Source organism: Fibrobacter sp. UWB13 (assembly GCF_900177805.1).
Lineage (GTDB): Bacteria > Fibrobacterota > Fibrobacteria > Fibrobacterales > Fibrobacteraceae > Fibrobacter.
Genome location: NZ_FXAX01000001.1, coordinates 892,010 through 909,666 on the forward strand (window position 1 = coordinate 892,010; position 17,657 = coordinate 909,666).

Here is a 17,657-nt window from a genome sequence, read left to right on the forward strand (position 1 = left end):
TATAAATTCTCCTTCAAAAAATTATTTACCGAGAACAACGGCGCTGTAAGAACCGCCCGTAGCAAAGGAAGTGACCAAGATTTTCTTGAAGCCCGCTGTTGCGACCTTCTTCTTAGAAACTTCGCCATTTGCGATAAAGTAGGCGTTTTCTTCGGCAAGTTCACCACCGAGCATGAGAGCGGCTTCGGCAGCGGCGAGTGTCGCAGAAGCGGCACGGCCTTCGCCCACGCGTTCCTTCACCTGGAAGAGCGGGAGGCTTGCAAGCTTATCGCCAAACACGCGTGCGTATGCACCCTTTTCGATATCGTCAATCTTCTTGAAGCCGTTTGCAAAACCGCAGACAGCATCAATTTCGTCAATGCTGACGCCTGCATCGTTGAGAGCATCCTTGATAGCAAGGTCAAGAGCTTCGTCAGAACCGGAGATGTGGCCAAACTTCACGTTCTTACGGCCATTACCGTAACCGAGAGCATAGCAGTAAACCTTTGCACCACGAGACTTGGCGTAGTCTTCGGTTTCCATGATGATAGAAACGGAGCCATCGCCCACCACAAAGCCATTGGAGTTGGAATACGGTTCCACCACCTTGTCGGCAGCGACGTTCATCTTCTGGCAGAGTTCGGTGATGATCGGGAGGTTTTCGTCCGTACCCGTAGCCATCATAGCCTCTTCCTGACCGTCGTGGATGACGTTCATGGAGTAGCCGATGCTATCGAGACCGGAGAGCGGACCCGTCGTGATGGTGACGCCGTAGCCCTTGATTCCAGAGAGAATCGAGAGGTAGCCACCGGCGGCATTATAAACTGTGTGAGGGAACTTGAAGGCGCTACCGCCTGCATTACCGGCTTCGGCAATGAGTTCCTCGAAATCGTAAGTGGCACCGAGACCGCCTTCGCTGGTACCCACGATGATACCAATCTGCTTGGCGTTGTCTTCAGAGACCGTAAAGTTAGCATCCTTGAGGGCGCGCATGCCGGACACGGTCTGGAGCTGGCCCAGATTGTCGAGCTTGCGGTAGAAGGCCATCTTGATGCCGAGTTCCTTGTAGTCGTCGTTCGTGACAGTAGAGCAAATGGAAGCGGATTCCGGGAGCTTACCGTTCTTGACGGCGTCAAGGTAAATTTCCTTGCTGTTACCGATCGGGCTTACAATGCCAATACCTGTCACAGCAATCTTCTTATCCTTAGCGACCTGGCTCTGAACATCGCCCGGCTTTTTGCTGAACACGATACTTGCGTTCGTGCCGCCGAAAGCGACGTTGTTGCTCATGACGCATTCGAGTTCCTTAGCACGCGGGGTGTTCTGCACGTAGTCCATTGTGCCGACCTTGGCCTTGAGGGCTTCGGAATCTTCGGCGGTGTAATGGAGAGTCGGGAGCACGGTGTTCGTCGTGAGAGCCTTGATGCTGAACACGGCTTCGATTGCACCGGCGGCGCCGAGGCAGTGGCCCGTCATTACCTTGGTCGAACTGACACTCAAGGTCGGATTTTCTTCGTCGAAGAACTTGTGGAATGCATTGATTTCTGCATTGTCGTTCTTGCCCGTACCCGTACCGTGAGCGTTCAGGTAACCGATGTCAGACTTCTTGATGCCAGAATTCTTGACAGCGCGGTCCATCGCTTCGAGGAGGCAGACGCCATCTTCGCGAGGAGCCGTAATGTGGTGAGCGTCGCTTGTGACGCCTGCGCCGAGAACTTCGCAATAACGCTTGGCGTTACGCTTTTCGGCATGTTCCAGAGATTCGACAATCACGATGCCGGCGCCTTCACCGAGGGTGATGCCGTTGCAGTGGTTGAACGGAGAGCAACCGTTTTCGTCCAAAGCATGGAGAGAAAGGAAGCCGGAATACGGAACAGAAGCAAAGGAGTCGGAGCCACCGGCGATCACGACATCAGCCTTGCCTGCGCGGATAAGGTCGCAAGCAAGAGCAATGGAAATCGTACCGGCAGCGCAAGCGTTACCCACGTTTGTGACAATGCCGCCCGCATGGCAAGCTTCTGCCACCTGAGAGGCGATTGCAGCAATGGGCATCTTCGGAATTTCGTTGACGTTCTTACCGTGGCGATGGTACTGTTCAATGCTGAGGACTCCACCCACGCAGCTACCGATAATGACGCTTACGCGGCTGCTATCGGCAAAGTCACCGAGACCTGCATCGTTCAGGGCTTCTTTCATAGCCTTGATGCAGAGCTTGGAGGCGCGGTCCTTTTCGTCCGGGCATTCGATATCGTCCAGCGTATCACAGTTCACTTCGGCAGCGAGGTCTGCATAGCAGTTCTTGGTATCGAGCGAAGTAGTCTTGTGAATACCGGAGACGGAATTCAGGGCGTTTTTCCAGGTTTCTTCAACATTGTTGCCTACGGCGCAGATAACGCCAAGGCCAGAAACAACACAGCGACGATTATTAGAAGTCATAGAAATTCCAAACAATACTCAAATAAAAAGGCTTGATTAAGCCTTGTTCTTTTCGATGAAAGCGGCGATGGTGTCGATGCTCTGGAAGTTTTCCTTAGCAACGCCAGTCATAGAAACGCCGAAGTTGTCATCGACGAAGGAGATGATTTCAAGGGAGTCCACGGAGTCAAGACCGATTTCTTCGCCGAAAAGCGGAGTATCGTAATTCAGGACATCGCCATCTACGCCGAGATCGGACATAAAGAATGCCTTGAGTTTGCTCTTGATTTCTTCGTTTGCCATATTTTTGTATCCTCTTTTGATAAAATTTTAGCACAAAGATAGAAAAATATTCTTTCGTAAATTGCCGTTTTCACAAAAAACGTACAAAATGCAGTTTTCGAGGATAAATGGTAAATACGCATCACACCTATATTAAAAGGTAGTTGTCTGTATTGTAAACTTTTTCAAAAAGAAAGCTTTCTGTAATAAATAAATACCATTTAGAGAAACATTATTTACTAAATTTGAGCCCATGATTTCATACGTATTTCCCGGTCAGGGTTCTCAGTTCCCAGGAATGGGCAAAGATTTATTCGAATCGAACGCCGACGTAAAGTCGATGTTCCTCAAGGCAAACGAAATTCTCGGCTTCAACATCACTGACGTGATGTTCAATGGCACCGCAGAAGACCTCAAGCAGACGAAAGTCACGCAGCCGGCAGTGTTCCTGCTCTCCGTTGCTATGGCTAAGGTTCAGGGTGGTAAGCCGGATATGGCCGCTGGTCATTCGCTCGGCGAATTCTCCGCACTCACGGCTACGGGCGCCATCACTTTTGAAGCTGGTCTCAAGCTCGTTGCAAAGCGTGCCGAAGCCATGCAGAAGGCATGCGAACTCCGCCCGGGTACGATGGCAGCAGTTCTCGGCGGTTCTGACGAACTCGTCGAAGAAGCTTGCGCACAGGTCAAGGACGCAGCAGTTGTTCCGGCAAACTTCAACAGCCCGGGACAGGTCGTGATTTCTGGCGAAAAGGCCGGTATCGATCAAGTCGCAGCATACCTCACCGGCAAGGTGAAGCGTGTCGTTCCGCTGCAGGTCGGTGGTGCATTCCACTCCCCGCTCATGGAAAGCGCTCGTGCAGAACTCGCCAAGGCTATCGAAGAAACTGAATTTTCGACTCCGGTCTGCCCGGTCTACCAGAACGTAGATGCCAAGCCGCACACGGACCCGAACGAAATTAAGGCAAACCTTCTCACTCAGCTCACCTCCCCCGTCCGTTGGACACAGACGGTCAAGAACATGATTGCAGACGGTGCCACCGAATTTAAGGAACTTGGCCCCGGCGAAGTCCTTACCAACCTTATCAAGCGCATTCAAAAGTAATCGCAACACACAGGAATACTATGTGGGATAAATCGTATTTAGAAAAGTTGAGCGAACGCAACGCCAAGGCACAGGCCGGTGGCGGCGCCGCTCGTGTAGAAAAGCAGCATTCCCAAGGCAAGCTCACCGCTCGCGAACGCCTTGAAATCCTTTTTGACAAGGGAACGTTCAAGGAAATCGGTGCCATGCGCCTTTCCCAGAGCATCGAGCTCCCGGAATCCAAGCGCATTTACGGTGACGGTGTCGTGACGGGTTACGGCAAGATCAATGGCCGCCCGGTTTACGCTTGCTCCCAGGACTTCACGGTGAGCGGCGGTTCTCTCGGTTCCGCACACGCGAAGAAGATTTGCCACGTGATGGACCTCGCCCTTGATTCCATGGTGCCGTTCATCAGCATCAACGATGGCGGTGGCGCCCGTATCGAAGAAGGCGTTAGCTCCCTCGACGGTTACAGTGGCATTTTTGCCCGTAACACTTGGGCAAGCGGCGTGATTCCGCAGATTTCCGTGATTCTCGGACCGTGCGCAGGTGGTGCTTGCTACTCCCCGGCTATTACAGACTTTATCTTCATGACCGAAAAGACGAGCCAGATGTTCATCACGGGCCCGGCTGTCGTGAAGGCTGTGACTGCTGAAGTCGTGACCCCGGACCAGCTCGGTGGCGCAGGCGTTCATTCTTCCAAGTCCGGTGTTGCACACTTCGTGTACAAGGACGACAAAGAATGCCTCGAAGGCGTGCGTAACTTGCTCAAGTACCTCCCACAGAGCAACACAGACAAGTCTGTCGCTCAGGCCGGTACAATCGTGGACAAGTCCGCCGACATCGAAGAAATCATTCCGGACAACTTCAAGCGCGCTTACGATGTTCGCGACGTGCTCAACTGCTTTGCCGACAAGGATTCCTTCCTCGAAATCCAGCCGGAATTTGCAAAGAACGTTGTCATCGGCTTTATCCGCCTCGACGGTAACGTGATTGGCGTTGTCGCTAACCAGCCGAAGTACCTCGCCGGTTCTTTGGACGTGGACGCTAGCGACAAGGCTGCACGCTTTGTCCGCTTCTGCGACAGCTTCAACATTCCTATCCTTACGCTCGAAGACGTTCCGGGTTACATGCCGGGCACGAAGCAGGAACACAACGGCATTATCCGCCACGGCGCAAAGCTCCTCTTTGCTTACGCCGAAGCAACAGTGCCGCGCGTGACGCTCATCCTCCGCAAGGCATACGGTGGCGCTTACATCGCCATGAACAGCAAGAACCTCGGTGCAGACTGCGTGTTCGCCCTCCCGATCGCTCAGATTGCCGTGATGGGAGCAGAAGGCGCTGTCGATATCCTCCGCAGAAAGGAAATCGCCGCATCTGCAGAACCGGCCAAGCTCCGCGAACAGTACATCAACGAATACGAAGAAAAGTACTTGAACCCGTATATCGCTGCTGGCAACGGATTCATTGACGAAGTCATTGAACCGAAGAGCGTTCGTGACCGCCTTGTTTCTGCCTTCGAAAACTTGAAGAACAAGAAGAAGGCTGTGCTTTGGAAGAAGCACGGAAATATTCCGCTGTAATTAGTTATTAGTCATTGGTCAATAGTCATTGGCCAATGCTAAAAGCTGTTAGAAAATGAAATATCCCGGTTCCGTCGCAGGAATCGGGATTTTTTTTCAAATTTATTTTTTCTGACTATATATATTTATAAGAATTTCAAGATTTTCAGATATTTTTTTCAATTTTTCATCTATTCTAACAATACCTGCCACAACCATAAAAACACAAAACGCAAAAGTACATAAACCCAAAAGAATCAAAATATTAATCATAATCAGTTTCCTTTTTTATCAAATATAATCTAAAAAACAAAAAAAGGTGATGCCCGTTCGGAGACGGGCATGACAAGAAAAAAAGCTGTGAAAGATTTCGTTAAGCGAGGGTTTTCACGAGGGTGTCGTGCAAGAGGCCGTTAGTGAAAATGACCTGTTCAGCATCGACAAACTGCATGGGAGTGCCGTCAATGTGCGTGGACTTGCCACCCGCTTCTTCGACGAGGAGCGCGATAGCAGCAATGTCCCACGGATAGCTCATGGTCATCACAAAACAGTCAATGCGACCGCAAGCCGTGAAACAGCCTTCAATCACAGCAGAGCCCAAGCACTTCACGCGTTCAAACGTTTCAGCTTCACGGGCGAAATTGTGCGAATTCTGCGCATTGATTTTTGCGGCATCGCCCACGTTGAAATCGCCATTCGAAACAATCGCATGAGTCGGATTCGATTCACGACTCACGTGAATTTGTTTACCATTCATGAACGCGCCCATGCCTTTTGCTGCAGTGTAGAGTTCACCGAGCTTGGGTAAATTCACGACAGCAACAAGCGGTTTGCCTTCGAAATGCAAGGCAATCGAAATGCCCCACAGCGGAATGCCACGGCTAAAGTTCACGGTACCATCGACCGGGTCAATAATCCAACGGTAGCGAGGATCAGAGCCTTCGATAACACCCGCTTCTTCTGTGCGGATGGAATGTGTCGGGAATGCGGCACGCAACCCATCGACAATGAGTTTTTCGCTGGAGACATCAGCGATTGTCACAACATCTTTGACAGTCTTATATCGGACATCGCCAAGGTTGTTTTGAAGTTCTAGGCAAAGGTCACCCGCCTTGCGGGCTAGTTCCTTTGCGACATTCAAAAAGTCTTCTGTATTCATTTCTTTTATTTCTTGTATGCGCAGCAACGGAAGCCAATGGAAGACGACTTGTAGAAAGCCGATGCTTGACGATAATTAAGCGTTTTTCCAGTAAGGAAAACAGCTTCCTTCTTCGAAGGCTTATAAGTCAATCCATTCGATAGCGTATCAAGCCAGGATTTTCCACCCTTCTTGTATTCCGAATAAAGCGAATAATCCGTTCCGATAACCTTACCATTGGCATCGATAACATCATAGAACTGCAACGTATCCTTAAAATCTTTCTTCGTTAATACGTTATACAAAGTTCTCGTTGTATCAGCAACATACACCGTATCAACCTTAGTTCCTTCACGATAAAGATATACGGAATCTTGCGTATATTCTGGGCGCGTGTAGAACGGGAATGCGCGGTTGGTGCAGTAAGCAATCGATTCGTGATCAAGCCCTTCGTAAACCTTGTAGCTTGCGCCCTTCAATACAGCAACGGTATCTTTGGAACGTCCCTTCACCCACTCCTGGTACTGCCCCGGCAAGTCTCTCACGCCCATCGGGTTCATGCAACGCTGGTCACGTTTTGAAATACTTGCAGCAGACGCAGAATCATTTGTACTTACGTTACAGTAATTAGACCAATGATCAGCAACCGTCGAAGCATCTTCTTCGATAAACCCATACGACAAGGAACCACCGGACAAGCAAACAAGTTCCCAATCGCGTTCACCGCAAAGGGAAACTTCAAAACCGCTAGCAGAGATTGCCTCACACGTAGCCAAAGCTTCGGAATGCAACACGTTCGTCATAAACGAACCATCTGCACTGCGATGTTCGAACTTTTCCATACAGAACTCGGTGGTATCAGATGTAGAAACAGCGACAAAGCCCTGAGGACACTCCATCTTTTTGGCAAGCGCACCAGGAGAAACAAATATCGAATCCACCAGCGCACGAGAATAATAGCCAGACCGATCAACCGAGCGGATACGCAAAATCAACGTATCGCCAGGAGCCACCCAGCGGATTGTATCCGTAACAAACGTTCCTTTACCGGACAAATCGACTTCGAATTTTTCATCATTTCTCTGATATTGGACACCATAACGATCATCGCCACCCGCATAAGAATATTCATGCCAAGACTTATCTAGTTTGTCATAATATTCAATAACATAACGGGATACATTTTCATAGCAGCTCCCATCGTTACAGCCACGAGGAATAATAATTACAGAATCAGATTCAATGTCATGATCAAACTTGACAGGATCAACACTGCGGTCCCAGAATATAAGGACTCTGTTATTACTATCGAGCCTTGCATAACCAGGATAAAGAGAATCTTCATTCGTAAAAATCTTAGTCGGCATCAGAGGAGCAATGGAATCCGTCGTGTAAATTCCCTGACAGGCATTTACAGGCGTAGACTGGTCCGCTTCGGAGCCACTTGCATTGCCAGCCATATCCCAAGACGAAATGGCGATCGTGTATGTGTACGATACAGAATTGGAACTCGTTCGGAGTCCTTCGATGTACACACGGAAACGATTGCTCGAAACATTCTCTGTATCGTAACCCTTCCCGTCAAGAACTACGAGATTGAGATAATTCTTTCGCTTATCGCCATGAGAAACATCATCAACACGAACAGAATCGTTGGCATAACGGATTCGGGCATGGCGCTTGTAATACTTTTCACCTTTACTATCAACACCTTCTGGCGTTATGACTGTCACTTTCAAATCGCGGATATCTTCGGTCGAATCTTCAGCCCAAAGACGAATATTGTAACCCAGGATTTCGCCCGACACGGCAGACGGATCCAAAAGGTCAGTGCGGTCCATCGGACGGTACCATTCAAACATCGCCCCCGTAGACCAAACAGAATCCTTTAGCGGTTCAACAATAGAAGGTGCCTCGACGTCCTTAAACGGAATGAAAAGGCGCTGGACAGAACCAGGACTGCCGCCATCGGAATATTCACAGAACATCACAACCTGGAGACTGTCATAGCCATCTTCGATAAAATGCGTAATCTTATCGGTCAAATCAAGAGTATCGTAAAAACTACCCGAACTTTTATACTTCTGGAAGAACGCGTCTTCATTCGTCGAGTCATGAGCAAGAGCCACCTGCTTGTCATTTACAGACTTTGACGTATCATCGACAACGGTGGTATCAAACCAGACACACAATCCAGAATAATTATCCGTCAATATCGGATAACGGTACCTAATCTTGTAGCATGTCGTACCCTCGGGCGTGCCTGGAGAACATTCCCTAAGAACGGAATATTCAGAGATTTCCCTGTCAAACATGTATTCAGTTCCGTCGTCATCGTCAGAGCAGGCGAAGAAGAACATGGCAAGAACAGATATGAGATAAAGTTTTAAATAACGCATAGAATTCACGCTATTAATTTAGAAAAAACGCAATGTGAAAACGCCCTAAACGCAAAAAAACCGGGCGCTTTCGCGTCCGGCTTTTAAAAGCTAACCAAAGTTATTAGGCTTCTTCAGAGTAGACAGAGACCTTCTGGCGCTTTGCATCGAGGCGTTCAAACTTCACCTTGCCATCAATGAGGGAGAACAAGGTAAAGTCCTTGCCCATACCGACATTGTTGCCCTTGTGGAAGTGAGAACCGCGCTGACGAACGATGATGTTGCCAGCCTTGACGGTTTCGCCCGCATACTTCTTAACACCAAGGTACTTGGCGTTACTGTCGCGGCCGTTACGTACTGAACCTTGACCTTTCTTATGTGCCATGGATTAAGCCTCCTTAGCCTTACGCAGAGAGTTCTTCTTGACCTTAGCCGGCTTCGGAAGTCCCTGAGCGATCTTTTCCTTGCGAGTGAGCGGCTTGTTCTGAACCTTCTGCTTAGCAAGGGCAGCCACGCGAGCGCGGTTGCGGGTAATAACTTGAGGGTCAACGACTGCAGATTCAGCGCCGGAGCGGAGTTCCGTGACGAGCACCTCGGTATAGCCCTGACGATGACCGTTACGACGTTCGTAACGGGTACGACGCTTCTTCTTGAACACGATAATCGTGTCTTCCTTGCCATGGGCGAGAACTTCGACCTTGACAGATGCGTCATTCAGGACAGGGGTGCCGACTTGCACTTCTTTTCCGGAGAAAAGAAGAACGGACTTGAGCTCCAGTTCAGAACCAACAGCTGCGTCGATCGTCGGGACCTTGTAGGCCTTGCCGAGTTCGACTTTATACTGGAAACCACCTGTTTCAACAATAGAATACATTTTTGTAATCCTTTTTAGGTTGCTATTGGAGTCCCAAATTTAGTAATAGTGCACAGAAAATCAAAGGGGCACAAAGGTGAAAAATGAGAAAAAAGACGAAAGAACGCTAATTCTAGGGTATTTTCCAATGACTAACGACAATCAACCAATGGCTAATTTGCTAAATTATCGCTGAATTTTATAAAGGATTCCCTAAATGAGCAAAATTATCAGCCTTGATGGCGATTGGCAGATGATCTGGGACACGGAAGACACCGGCATCTCCAATCGTTGGTATGCAACGTATCCTGAAAAAACACAGACTGTTAGCGTTCCCCACATCTGGGAAAGAGCTTTTGACAAGCTTTTGATGGCCCAGGACTGCGCATTCTATTTCAAGAGATTCACGATTGACGACGAAAAGCAGGTCACAAAGCGCATTTTCTTGCGTTTTGAAAAGATTGCAACGCACGCCACCATCTGGCTTAACGGTAAACTTTTGGGCGACCACTTTGGCGCCTACACGTCGTTTGTCATTGAAACTCAGAAGGCAATCAAGCTCGGCGAAGAAAACATTCTCTGCATCCGCGTTGCAAACATGGGTGCAACGAACAGCCGCATCGACTTCGGTCGCGAAAGCAAGGAAGGCGCAAACGACCGCTACGCCCACCCGGGAGAAATGCCGGTTGGCCTCCCCTGGTCGCAGTATCCGTATGGCGGTATCTGCGGTCACGTGGACTTGATTCTCGGCAACGCCGCATTTATTTCTGATATTCACGTCGAACCGGACATGGACCAGGAACGCGTTTCTGTCGAAGCATTCTTCAACAACCCGCGCGGTTACCAGTCTCGCCTCCGCATCCTCATGAAGAACCCGAACGGCGACGTTTACGAATTCTTCAAGGATATCAAGCTCGAAAAGGAAAACGCCACGCAGAAGTTCTTGCTTGGCATCAAGGACTGGAAGAAGGACAAGTGCGTCTGGAGTCCGGAACGTCCGAACCTGTTCGCTATCGAAATGCAGCTTGAAATCAAGGGCGCTAAGGGCAAGGCTCCGGAATACACCTTCCCTGTCGTGAAGACTTTCGGCTTCCGCAAGTTCGACTGCCTCAAGGGCGACTACTACATCAACGACTCCATCGTAAAGCTCATGGGCGTGAGCTACAACCAGCAGTGGAGCGAAGGCGGCCTCTGGACAGACCAGAACCCGGCTCTCGAAAAGGACTTAAACGCCGTGAAGGCAGCAGGTTTCAACGTCATCCGTTCTTGCGGCGCTCCGCTCAGCAGCACGGCTCTCGACATCTGCGACAGAATCGGTTTGTTCGTGTTCCAGGAATTCCCGATCCACACGATGCGTTCGACCGCACAGGGCCTCGAAATCACGAAAAAGCTCATCAACGACATGGTGCGCGACCAGCACAACCATCCGTGTATCGCCGCCTGGATTCTCGGTTCCGAAAACGGAACGTTCATGCTCCAGAACGGTAACAAGCTTTTGAACGCTATTAGCCCGATCGACACCTGCCGCCCGGCGATTAGCAACTTCAACAGTATTTACCTCGACAACGAAGCAAACTTCCACAAGGATACGGGTAAGATTATCCCGGTTTCCATCGACCGTATTTCGCAGTACGCCACGATGCGCGTGAACCCGCGTTTAAACCCGAGTGCCGCTTACACGCACTACCTCGCCCACATGCTGGACAAGGAAGACGAAGAACTCATGGTGCCGGATACGGGTCTTGGTGACAGCCACTTCCAGGATGAAGAAGAACCGATTTTGAACGATATCGAAAACAAGGTTTTGGTGACGCTCAAGAACAATACGCTCTTCCCGAAGCGCGCAACCACCATCGCCGGTCCTCGTAGCATCAAGAGCCAGAAGGCGATCAAGAACGAATTCAAATCTGTGGAAACGTTCGTCGACGATAGCAAGCTCTCCATTTGGCCGAACTTCGAATCGTTCAACGCCGATGTTTACCGCATTGCGCTCAAGAGCAAGTACGACCAGATTACGGCATTCCAGAGCAACCCGCAGATTTCTGGTTTCTTCCTCGACCAGTGGGCCGACAACGGCACCGACTTCAGCGGCCTTAACGACGAAAACAGAAAGTCCAAGGGCGTCCAGAATTTTGCTCGTGAAATCACAACTCCGAGCCGCGTGCTCATCAGCGAACTGGAACACGTAGCCACACCGCAGAGCGAAGTCAGCTTCCAGCTCACGCTTTTGAACAACAGCCGTTTGGAAGATGTGGAAATCGAAGTTTCGCTCCTCGACGCTAAGGACAAAGTCCTCAACACGCAGAAGGTCATGCCCGAAGAACCTGCTGAAAAGAAGACTCTTACGCAGCTTGGCATTTGCACGTTGATGGCTCCGCGCGCAACCGGCATGTACAAGATTAAGCTCACGCTCAAGGATTGCGGCAAGGAAATCCATTCCAGCTACGAAGACTTGATCGTGATTGAACAGGCCGACGTGAAGGACGCCATGAGCAAGGTTTGCTTCTTGGATAACTATGACGAATCGAGCGATGTGCTCGCCGCTCTCGACGGTTCCGAACAAATTATCTTCACTGCAAACTTGAGTTCTTGGCCGGATGAAATCTTGGAAAAGATTATCGAAGTCACGAAGAACGGCGGCAAGACGCTTTTGCTCTCCGACATGACGACAGAAGATATCGACCTCTTGAACCAGAGCCACAACTTCGAAAACAAGATCGAAGCCCACTGGACCACAGGCGCAAACGAATTCAGCTTGCATTACTTGCCGAAGGATTCTCCGCTCCTCGCAGTGTTCGGCGGCAACGGTGTTCTCGACCACAACTCCGCATCGGCTATGCCGGGCATTTCGTTGAACGAGCTCGCTGGCGCTAAGGTTTATGCACGTTCCGTGACGCTCAAGGATGGCGAAATCAAGACGGGTGTGGACCTGCAGCTCGTGCCGTTTGGCAAGGGACAGATTATGTTCAACCAGTTCAGCGTGATTGAAGGCTTGGAAACGAACGCCCTTTCGGATGCTCTGTTCACGGCAATCGTGAACCTGCTGTAATTGGTTCGGCAGGCTCACCAACCTTATTAAGGTCCAGGTCCCTGAGCTCAGCCGAAGGGCCGAAGCGTATAATTAGTAATTACAAGAGTCCCGCCCTGGTGCGGGACTTTTCGTTTTCTATATTTGCTCTTATGACACAGAATAACGTTAATTTGGAAAAATACTCTGACGAGCTCGCCAACAAAGCAAAGAACGCGAGCAAGAAAATCCGTACATTGAGCGCTGAAAAGCGCGCAGCCGTGCTCGCACGTGTTGCAGAAATCCTCCGTGCAAAGAAGCCGGAAATCCTCGCCGCCAACAAGATTGACCTCGAAGCTGCCGCCGGCAAGCTCGACGATTCCAAGATGGATCGCCTGACTTTGAACGATGCCCGCATCGAATCGATGGCCAAGGGCGCCGAAGAAATCGCCGCATTTACCGACCCGCTCGGTCGCATTCTTGAATCCCGTGAACTCAAGAACGGCATCAAGATTAGCCGTGTCGCTGTGCCGATAGGTTCTGTGTTCTTTATTTTTGAAAGCCGTCCGAACGTGACGATTGACGGCGCTTGCCTTTGCTTTAAGGCGGGCAATGCCGTGATTCTCCGTGGCGGAAAGGAATCACTCAACTCCGCAAAGTGCCTCGCCGGGATTTTCCACCAGGCTCTTGAAGAAAACGGCGTCGACAAGGACGCTGTGCAGCTCGTGACCGAAACGAGCCATGACCTTGTGGGCATGCTCTTGCAGCGCAACGATTGCCTCGACCTCGTGATTCCTCGCGGTGGCGAACGTTTGATCCGCGCAGTCGTCGAACAGAGCAAGATTCCTGTCATCAAGCACTTCAACGGCATCTGCCATGTGTACGTGGACAAGTCCGCCGACATGGAAAAGGCTGTGAACATTCTCATCAACGCCAAGACGCAACGCACGGGCGTGTGCAACGCCATGGAATGCGTGATTATCGACCGCCACATCGATGATGCAAACGTCAAGAAGCTCATTGATTGCCTCGCCGACCGCGGCGTGGAACTCTTTGGCAACAAGGACGCCCAATCGCATGACAGCCGCATCAAGGATATCGGCGACGATAGCAACTACCATCACGAATACCTAGCTCTCAAGGCAAGCGTCAAGTTTGTCGATAACGTCGAAGAAGCCTGCGACCACATCGAAAAGAACAGCAGCCGCCACACGGAAGCTGTCGTTGCAGAAGATGCAAGCGTTCAGGACTACTTTGTCGCAAACGTCGACAGCAGCAGCGTCATGGTGAACGCCAGTACGCGCTTTGCAGACGGTGGCGAATATGGTCTCGGTGCCGAAGTGGGCATTTCTACGGACAAGCTCCATGCTCGCGGTCCGATGGGCGTCGAAAGCCTCTGCAGCTACAAGTGGATTCTCCGTGGCAATGGACAGGTTCGCGGATAATTAGACGAAAGAACGGCGCGTTGCGCCTACAGACGAGAGACAAAAGATGAAGTTTGAAGACTTAATCAAAGAAGTAAAGTTTGAAGTAGAATTCGGTGGCGTGAAGCTCGCACCAGCAATCGTCCAGGACGCCGACAAGGGCGACGTACTGATGATGGCATGGATGAACGAAGAAGCGCTCCGCCGCACGCACGAATGTGGCGAAATGGTGTTCTGGAGCCGTAGCCGCAAGGAATACTGGCACAAAGGCGACACGAGCGGAAACGTGATGACGGTCGTCGAATGGGCTGCCGACTGCGATTCTGACGCACTGCTTTTCAAGGTGCGTATGCAGGGTCCACAGGTCGCTTGCCACACTGGCGCTCGCAGCTGTTTCTTCAAGAAGTGCGAAAAGTAAGCAACGCCTTAAAAAATTTCAGCCTAGTTTGCACACGCAAGCTAGGCTTTTTTTGTTTTAGAACTCATTTTTTTCGCAAAATGCGTTATGCAAAATGCGAAAAACTGCAATTGTCAATATATGACATTTTCAACTATTAAATTACAGTCGTGAGGTTCTTATGCTGACGACATTCCTTATCATTTTTGCAATCCTTGCCATTTTAGGGCTTGGAGGTGCGGGCGAAGCCTGCGCCATAACGCTATTGCTACAAATCCTCCCCTTCCTGATTATCATCGGGATTGTCTGTTGCCTATGGTTCTGCGGAGGGTAGAAATATCATAAATACATTCAAAAACATATTGATTTTCTCCAGTAAGTATATTATTTTTATAGTTATTGGAGGAAATCGTGATAAGGACTGCCTCAGAAATTCTGTCAACGCTGAGTCAAGAGTACAAACAACCGCAAATGAAATTGCGGCAAATGACTCTTCGTGGCGAAATTTTCAAGATTATCCGAGGACTTTACGAAACCGATCGGAACACGCCAGGAGAAGTCCTTGCCGGAGCCATTTACGGACCGTCATACCTATCATTCGAATATGCCCTTTCGAGGCACGGACTCATTCCCGAACGAGTAAACTTATACACGTCAGCATCATTCCAAAAGAACAAGAACAAGCTATACCAAACACCCTTCGGCGAGTTTTCATACTCCGACATTCCAACCGATGTATTCCCTCACGGAGTCAATATCGAAAATATGGAAGACCGCCCATACACTATGGCAACTTGCGAAAAGGCGCTTTGCGACAGGCTCTACAAGGAAAGCCCTATCACTAGCAAGCGAGCTATGGAATCATTTTTATTTGAGAATTTGCGAATTGAAAACGAGGACTTCAACAATTTAAATTTTAACTTTATCCACAAAATTGCACTTTTATACAAAAAGAAGAATCTTTACATTCTTTCTAAAATGAGGTAAACATGGCAAGTGTAATAGAATCAATGCTCACAAGATACAACTGCAAAAATGTATCTGATTACCGCAACGCACTCAAAGAAATTGCTCAGGAAGTCGCGCTATGCGGACTCTCGCGAGGCGGATTTTTCGAAAAAGCAGCTTTTTACGGTGGAACAGCCCTCCGAATTTTCTATGGACTAGACCGATTCTCCGAAGATATGGACTTTTCTTTAATCCAAGTCGACGAAAAATTTGAACTACCACATTATTTTGATATTCTTGAGCAAGAACTCCAAGCAGTCGGCTTGGAAATGACCGTCGAAAGCAAGATCAAATCCCTAGATTCTCCAGTGCAATCCGCGTTTTTAAAGGGAAACACCCTAAAGCACCTGCTGAAAATCATGCCAACCAAACATTCACCATTGCCAATTCCAAGCAACGAAATTTTGAAAATAAAATTCGAAGTGGATACAAATCCGCCTGAATTGGCGACATTCGAAAACAAGTATCGACTTTTGCCATCCCCTTTTGCAGTGAAGCTTTACGATAAGCCTTCACTTTTTGCAGGGAAACTCCATGCTTTGCTTTGTCGAGGGTGGAAGAACCGAGTCAAAGGACGTGATTTCTATGATTTCGTATGGTATGTTTCTCAGAACACTAGCGTTAATCTGCCACACTTGCAAAAGCGCATGGAACAGACCGGACATTGGAATTCTACAGAAATCTTAACAACTGCTAAATTGAAAACCCTATTAAAAGAACGATTCCACGCAGTCGATTTCAACGAAGCAAAGCGAGATGTCCAACCGTTTATCGCTGATTCCTCAAAGCTTACTCTATGGAGTACAGATTTCTTCTGCGCCTTAACAGACGAATGGAAGGGGTAAGCGCCCCATAAAAAGGGAAATCCCCCGCATCAGCGAGGGACTTCTTGTGTTTCAAATTTCTGTTGTACTTTGTCTTGTCTCGAACAACTCTTGTCCGTAACGTGGCTCCGTTTTGGGAGCCGTCTATGCGTCGCATGCGCATCGCATCGCTTTCTTTGGCAGTTTCAGCAACATTGCTGAACACTTTATCTTTCTTTTTAGCCATGACAGCCTCCTTAATAGACAAATTTAATATATTTCGTTTAAATAAAGAAGGGTTCTAATATGAAAAAGACTTACGCAGTTTTATTCGGTATGTTCATGTTCGTCGCTTGCAGCGAAGACAATCCGACATCGAGTCTCGACAACACTCAATCCACAAAGCCTGCAACTCAAACAACGGATTTCGGTGAAGGATACACTTATGTCATCCCGATTAAGTACGATGAAACAACGGGACGTGTTTACCAAGGAACATACGTTTGCAATTACCACCCCGATACAAAAACGTTTGCTTGGGAAGAATATCCAGAATCATTGGATCCGGGTTCTTACAAGATTGTCGGTGATTCGCTTTGGATGGGGCCAGCCGAAAAGCAAGTTTCAGACAATCCGGACGAACAAGAGTTTCTTGACTTATACCGTAACTATGAAACGTTGTCGCTGAGCAATGACCACAATGATATTTACGGAACGTGGAAAGTCACCGGTTGCAAAAGACAACTCGGAGAAACTGATATCAAGTGTTCAAAATTCATTGGTGGTATGAGCGGAATCGCAAGAACCATGAAGATTACCAAAGACTCCGTTTATATCACAACGACCGTTGATACGGGCAATTTAGAACAAAATGATATCAACATCGGAGCCATTTTGGATCGCAATTTTGGTTATGATATTGGCGACGCTATCATCAAGCAACTGCTTGTTGAAAAAACGATAACAAAGGAACCCAAAGAATTATTAAAGCAATCATTCTCTATCGGCAACCAACTTTTTGAAGTTACTTTGGCTCCAAAATTCGACGCTACAGGAATGAACTACATTACAACGATGTCTAGCAATGGAAAGACTTGCACAAACACACAAAGATTGGGATTCATCAACGAGAAATTGTGCAAAGAAGAAAGTGCAGAATTTTTATTGAGCGCTCGCGATAAAAGTGATGATCAATTTTATTATAAAGAGGGGCCTGTTGAAGGATTCCAAATCGATAACAGAGATGAATTCTACGAATGTACAAAAGGACTTCCTACAGAAGAAACAAAACAATTGCTGAACCAGTACGCTAAGAATTAAGGGAAATAGT

17 protein-coding genes are annotated in these 17,657 nt (G+C 48.8%); 9 read left to right on the plus strand and 8 right to left on the minus strand.

Features of this window, described 5'->3' with window-relative positions; all coding sequences use genetic code 11:
- Positions 1 to 21: 21 nt before the first annotated feature.
- Positions 22 to 2,415 carry a beta-ketoacyl-[acyl-carrier-protein] synthase family protein gene (locus B9Y77_RS03750; RefSeq protein WP_085490514.1) on the minus strand — a complete coding sequence of 798 codons (2,394 nt, stop codon included), beginning with the start codon at positions 2,413 to 2,415 and terminating at the stop codon, positions 22 to 24.
- Positions 2,416 to 2,451: 36 nt separating this feature from the next.
- Positions 2,452 to 2,697, minus strand: a complete 246-nt coding sequence (locus tag B9Y77_RS03755; RefSeq protein WP_014544921.1) for an acyl carrier protein — start codon at positions 2,695 to 2,697, stop codon at positions 2,452 to 2,454.
- A gap of 232 nt (positions 2,698 to 2,929) precedes the next feature.
- Between B9Y77_RS03755 and fabD the strand changes: the two genes are divergently transcribed.
- Together fabD and B9Y77_RS03765 are read left to right on the plus strand one after the other, a co-directional pair.
- Positions 2,930 to 3,778, plus strand: coding sequence for an ACP S-malonyltransferase (gene fabD, locus B9Y77_RS03760; protein WP_014544920.1), 849 nt, complete (start codon positions 2,930 to 2,932; stop codon positions 3,776 to 3,778).
- Positions 3,779 to 3,798: 20 nt separating this feature from the next.
- A complete protein-coding gene (locus B9Y77_RS03765; protein ID WP_073424024.1) occupies positions 3,799 to 5,340 on the plus strand; it encodes an acyl-CoA carboxylase subunit beta in 1,542 nt (513 codons plus the stop codon).
- A 102-nt stretch (positions 5,341 to 5,442) separates the two neighbouring features.
- On the opposite strand, the gene B9Y77_RS15895 is transcribed toward B9Y77_RS03765, so the two are convergent.
- The 5 genes from B9Y77_RS15895 to rplU all read right to left on the minus strand — a co-directional run bounded on the left by B9Y77_RS15895 (position 5,443) and on the right by rplU (position 9,709).
- A complete protein-coding gene (locus B9Y77_RS15895; RefSeq protein WP_176221707.1) occupies positions 5,443 to 5,592 on the minus strand; it encodes a hypothetical protein in 150 nt (49 codons plus the stop codon).
- 100 nt (positions 5,593 to 5,692) lie between these two features.
- Complete coding sequence (locus B9Y77_RS03770) at positions 5,693 to 6,478, minus strand: inositol monophosphatase family protein (RefSeq protein ID WP_254899910.1); 786 nt, start codon at positions 6,476 to 6,478, stop codon at positions 5,693 to 5,695.
- A gap of 5 nt (positions 6,479 to 6,483) precedes the next feature.
- Positions 6,484 to 8,856: a hypothetical protein gene (locus B9Y77_RS03775; RefSeq protein WP_254899911.1), complete on the minus strand. Its 2,373-nt coding sequence runs from the start codon at positions 8,854 to 8,856 to the stop codon at positions 6,484 to 6,486.
- A gap of 103 nt (positions 8,857 to 8,959) precedes the next feature.
- Positions 8,960 to 9,220 (minus strand): 50S ribosomal protein L27, encoded by a 261-nt coding sequence (gene rpmA, locus B9Y77_RS03780; protein ID WP_072828035.1) that lies wholly within the window; start codon positions 9,218 to 9,220, stop codon positions 8,960 to 8,962.
- Between the two features lie 3 nt (positions 9,221 to 9,223).
- Complete coding sequence (gene rplU, locus B9Y77_RS03785; RefSeq protein ID WP_014545146.1) at positions 9,224 to 9,709, minus strand: 50S ribosomal protein L21; 486 nt, start codon at positions 9,707 to 9,709, stop codon at positions 9,224 to 9,226.
- Positions 9,710 to 9,905: 196 nt separating this feature from the next.
- On the opposite strand from rplU, the gene B9Y77_RS03790 reads away from it, so the two are divergent.
- From B9Y77_RS03790 to B9Y77_RS03810, 6 genes are all read left to right on the plus strand, one after another.
- Positions 9,906 to 12,737: a glycoside hydrolase family 2 protein gene (locus tag B9Y77_RS03790; RefSeq protein ID WP_085490516.1), complete on the plus strand. Its 2,832-nt coding sequence runs from the start codon at positions 9,906 to 9,908 to the stop codon at positions 12,735 to 12,737.
- 131 nt (positions 12,738 to 12,868) lie between these two features.
- The gene (locus tag B9Y77_RS03795) at positions 12,869 to 14,140 is read left to right on the plus strand and encodes a glutamate-5-semialdehyde dehydrogenase (RefSeq protein ID WP_073424021.1); all 1,272 of its coding nucleotides are present in this window, start codon (positions 12,869 to 12,871) and stop codon (positions 14,138 to 14,140) included.
- Positions 14,141 to 14,186: 46 nt separating this feature from the next.
- Positions 14,187 to 14,537 carry a phosphoribosyl-AMP cyclohydrolase gene (gene hisI, locus B9Y77_RS03800; protein WP_073424020.1) on the plus strand — a complete coding sequence of 117 codons (351 nt, stop codon included), beginning with the start codon at positions 14,187 to 14,189 and terminating at the stop codon, positions 14,535 to 14,537.
- 160 nt (positions 14,538 to 14,697) lie between these two features.
- Complete coding sequence (locus B9Y77_RS15900; RefSeq protein WP_176221708.1) at positions 14,698 to 14,850, plus strand: hypothetical protein; 153 nt, start codon at positions 14,698 to 14,700, stop codon at positions 14,848 to 14,850.
- Between the two features lie 152 nt (positions 14,851 to 15,002).
- Positions 15,003 to 15,503 carry a type IV toxin-antitoxin system AbiEi family antitoxin domain-containing protein gene (locus B9Y77_RS03805; protein WP_254899912.1) on the plus strand — a complete coding sequence of 167 codons (501 nt, stop codon included), beginning with the start codon at positions 15,003 to 15,005 and terminating at the stop codon, positions 15,501 to 15,503.
- A gap of 2 nt (positions 15,504 to 15,505) precedes the next feature.
- Positions 15,506 to 16,369 (plus strand): nucleotidyl transferase AbiEii/AbiGii toxin family protein, encoded by an 864-nt coding sequence (locus tag B9Y77_RS03810; protein WP_085490518.1) that lies wholly within the window; start codon positions 15,506 to 15,508, stop codon positions 16,367 to 16,369.
- On the opposite strand, the gene B9Y77_RS15760 is transcribed toward B9Y77_RS03810, so the two are convergent.
- Entirely contained in the window at positions 16,314 to 16,574 is a 261-nt protein-coding gene (locus B9Y77_RS15760) for a hypothetical protein (protein WP_139829253.1), read from the minus strand. The two genes, B9Y77_RS03810 and B9Y77_RS15760, sit on opposite strands and share 56 nt — an antisense overlap.
- 59 nt (positions 16,575 to 16,633) lie before the next feature.
- Between B9Y77_RS15760 and B9Y77_RS03815 the strand changes: the two genes are divergently transcribed.
- Positions 16,634 to 17,647 (plus strand): hypothetical protein, encoded by a 1,014-nt coding sequence (locus B9Y77_RS03815; RefSeq protein ID WP_085490519.1) that lies wholly within the window; start codon positions 16,634 to 16,636, stop codon positions 17,645 to 17,647.
- Positions 17,648 to 17,657: the final 10 nt, after the last annotated feature.

Bases quoted from the DNA above. Each gene is read 5' to 3' on its own strand.
- B9Y77_RS03750 (WP_085490514.1), bottom strand. From the start codon at position 2,415: ATGACTTCTAATAATCGTCGCTGTGTTGTTTCTGGCCTTGGCGTTATC.
- B9Y77_RS03755 (WP_014544921.1), bottom strand. From the start codon at position 2,697: ATGGCAAACGAAGAAATCAAGAGCAAACTCAAGGCATTCTTTATGTCC.
- fabD (WP_014544920.1), top strand. From the start codon at position 2,930: ATGATTTCATACGTATTTCCCGGTCAGGGTTCTCAGTTCCCAGGAATG.
- B9Y77_RS03765 (WP_073424024.1), top strand. From the start codon at position 3,799: ATGTGGGATAAATCGTATTTAGAAAAGTTGAGCGAACGCAACGCCAAG.
- B9Y77_RS15895 (WP_176221707.1), bottom strand. From the start codon at position 5,592: ATGATTAATATTTTGATTCTTTTGGGTTTATGTACTTTTGCGTTTTGT.
- B9Y77_RS03770 (WP_254899910.1), bottom strand. From the start codon at position 6,478: ATGAATACAGAAGACTTTTTGAATGTCGCAAAGGAACTAGCCCGCAAG.
- B9Y77_RS03775 (WP_254899911.1), bottom strand. From the start codon at position 8,856: ATGCGTTATTTAAAACTTTATCTCATATCTGTTCTTGCCATGTTCTTC.
- rpmA (WP_072828035.1), bottom strand. From the start codon at position 9,220: ATGGCACATAAGAAAGGTCAAGGTTCAGTACGTAACGGCCGCGACAGT.
- rplU (WP_014545146.1), bottom strand. From the start codon at position 9,709: ATGTATTCTATTGTTGAAACAGGTGGTTTCCAGTATAAAGTCGAACTC.
- B9Y77_RS03790 (WP_085490516.1), top strand. From the start codon at position 9,906: ATGAGCAAAATTATCAGCCTTGATGGCGATTGGCAGATGATCTGGGAC.
- B9Y77_RS03795 (WP_073424021.1), top strand. From the start codon at position 12,869: ATGACACAGAATAACGTTAATTTGGAAAAATACTCTGACGAGCTCGCC.
- hisI (WP_073424020.1), top strand. From the start codon at position 14,187: ATGAAGTTTGAAGACTTAATCAAAGAAGTAAAGTTTGAAGTAGAATTC.
- B9Y77_RS15900 (WP_176221708.1), top strand. From the start codon at position 14,698: ATGCTGACGACATTCCTTATCATTTTTGCAATCCTTGCCATTTTAGGG.
- B9Y77_RS03805 (WP_254899912.1), top strand. From the start codon at position 15,003: ATGACTCTTCGTGGCGAAATTTTCAAGATTATCCGAGGACTTTACGAA.
- B9Y77_RS03810 (WP_085490518.1), top strand. From the start codon at position 15,506: ATGGCAAGTGTAATAGAATCAATGCTCACAAGATACAACTGCAAAAAT.
- B9Y77_RS15760 (WP_139829253.1), bottom strand. From the start codon at position 16,574: ATGGCTAAAAAGAAAGATAAAGTGTTCAGCAATGTTGCTGAAACTGCC.
- B9Y77_RS03815 (WP_085490519.1), top strand. From the start codon at position 16,634: ATGAAAAAGACTTACGCAGTTTTATTCGGTATGTTCATGTTCGTCGCT.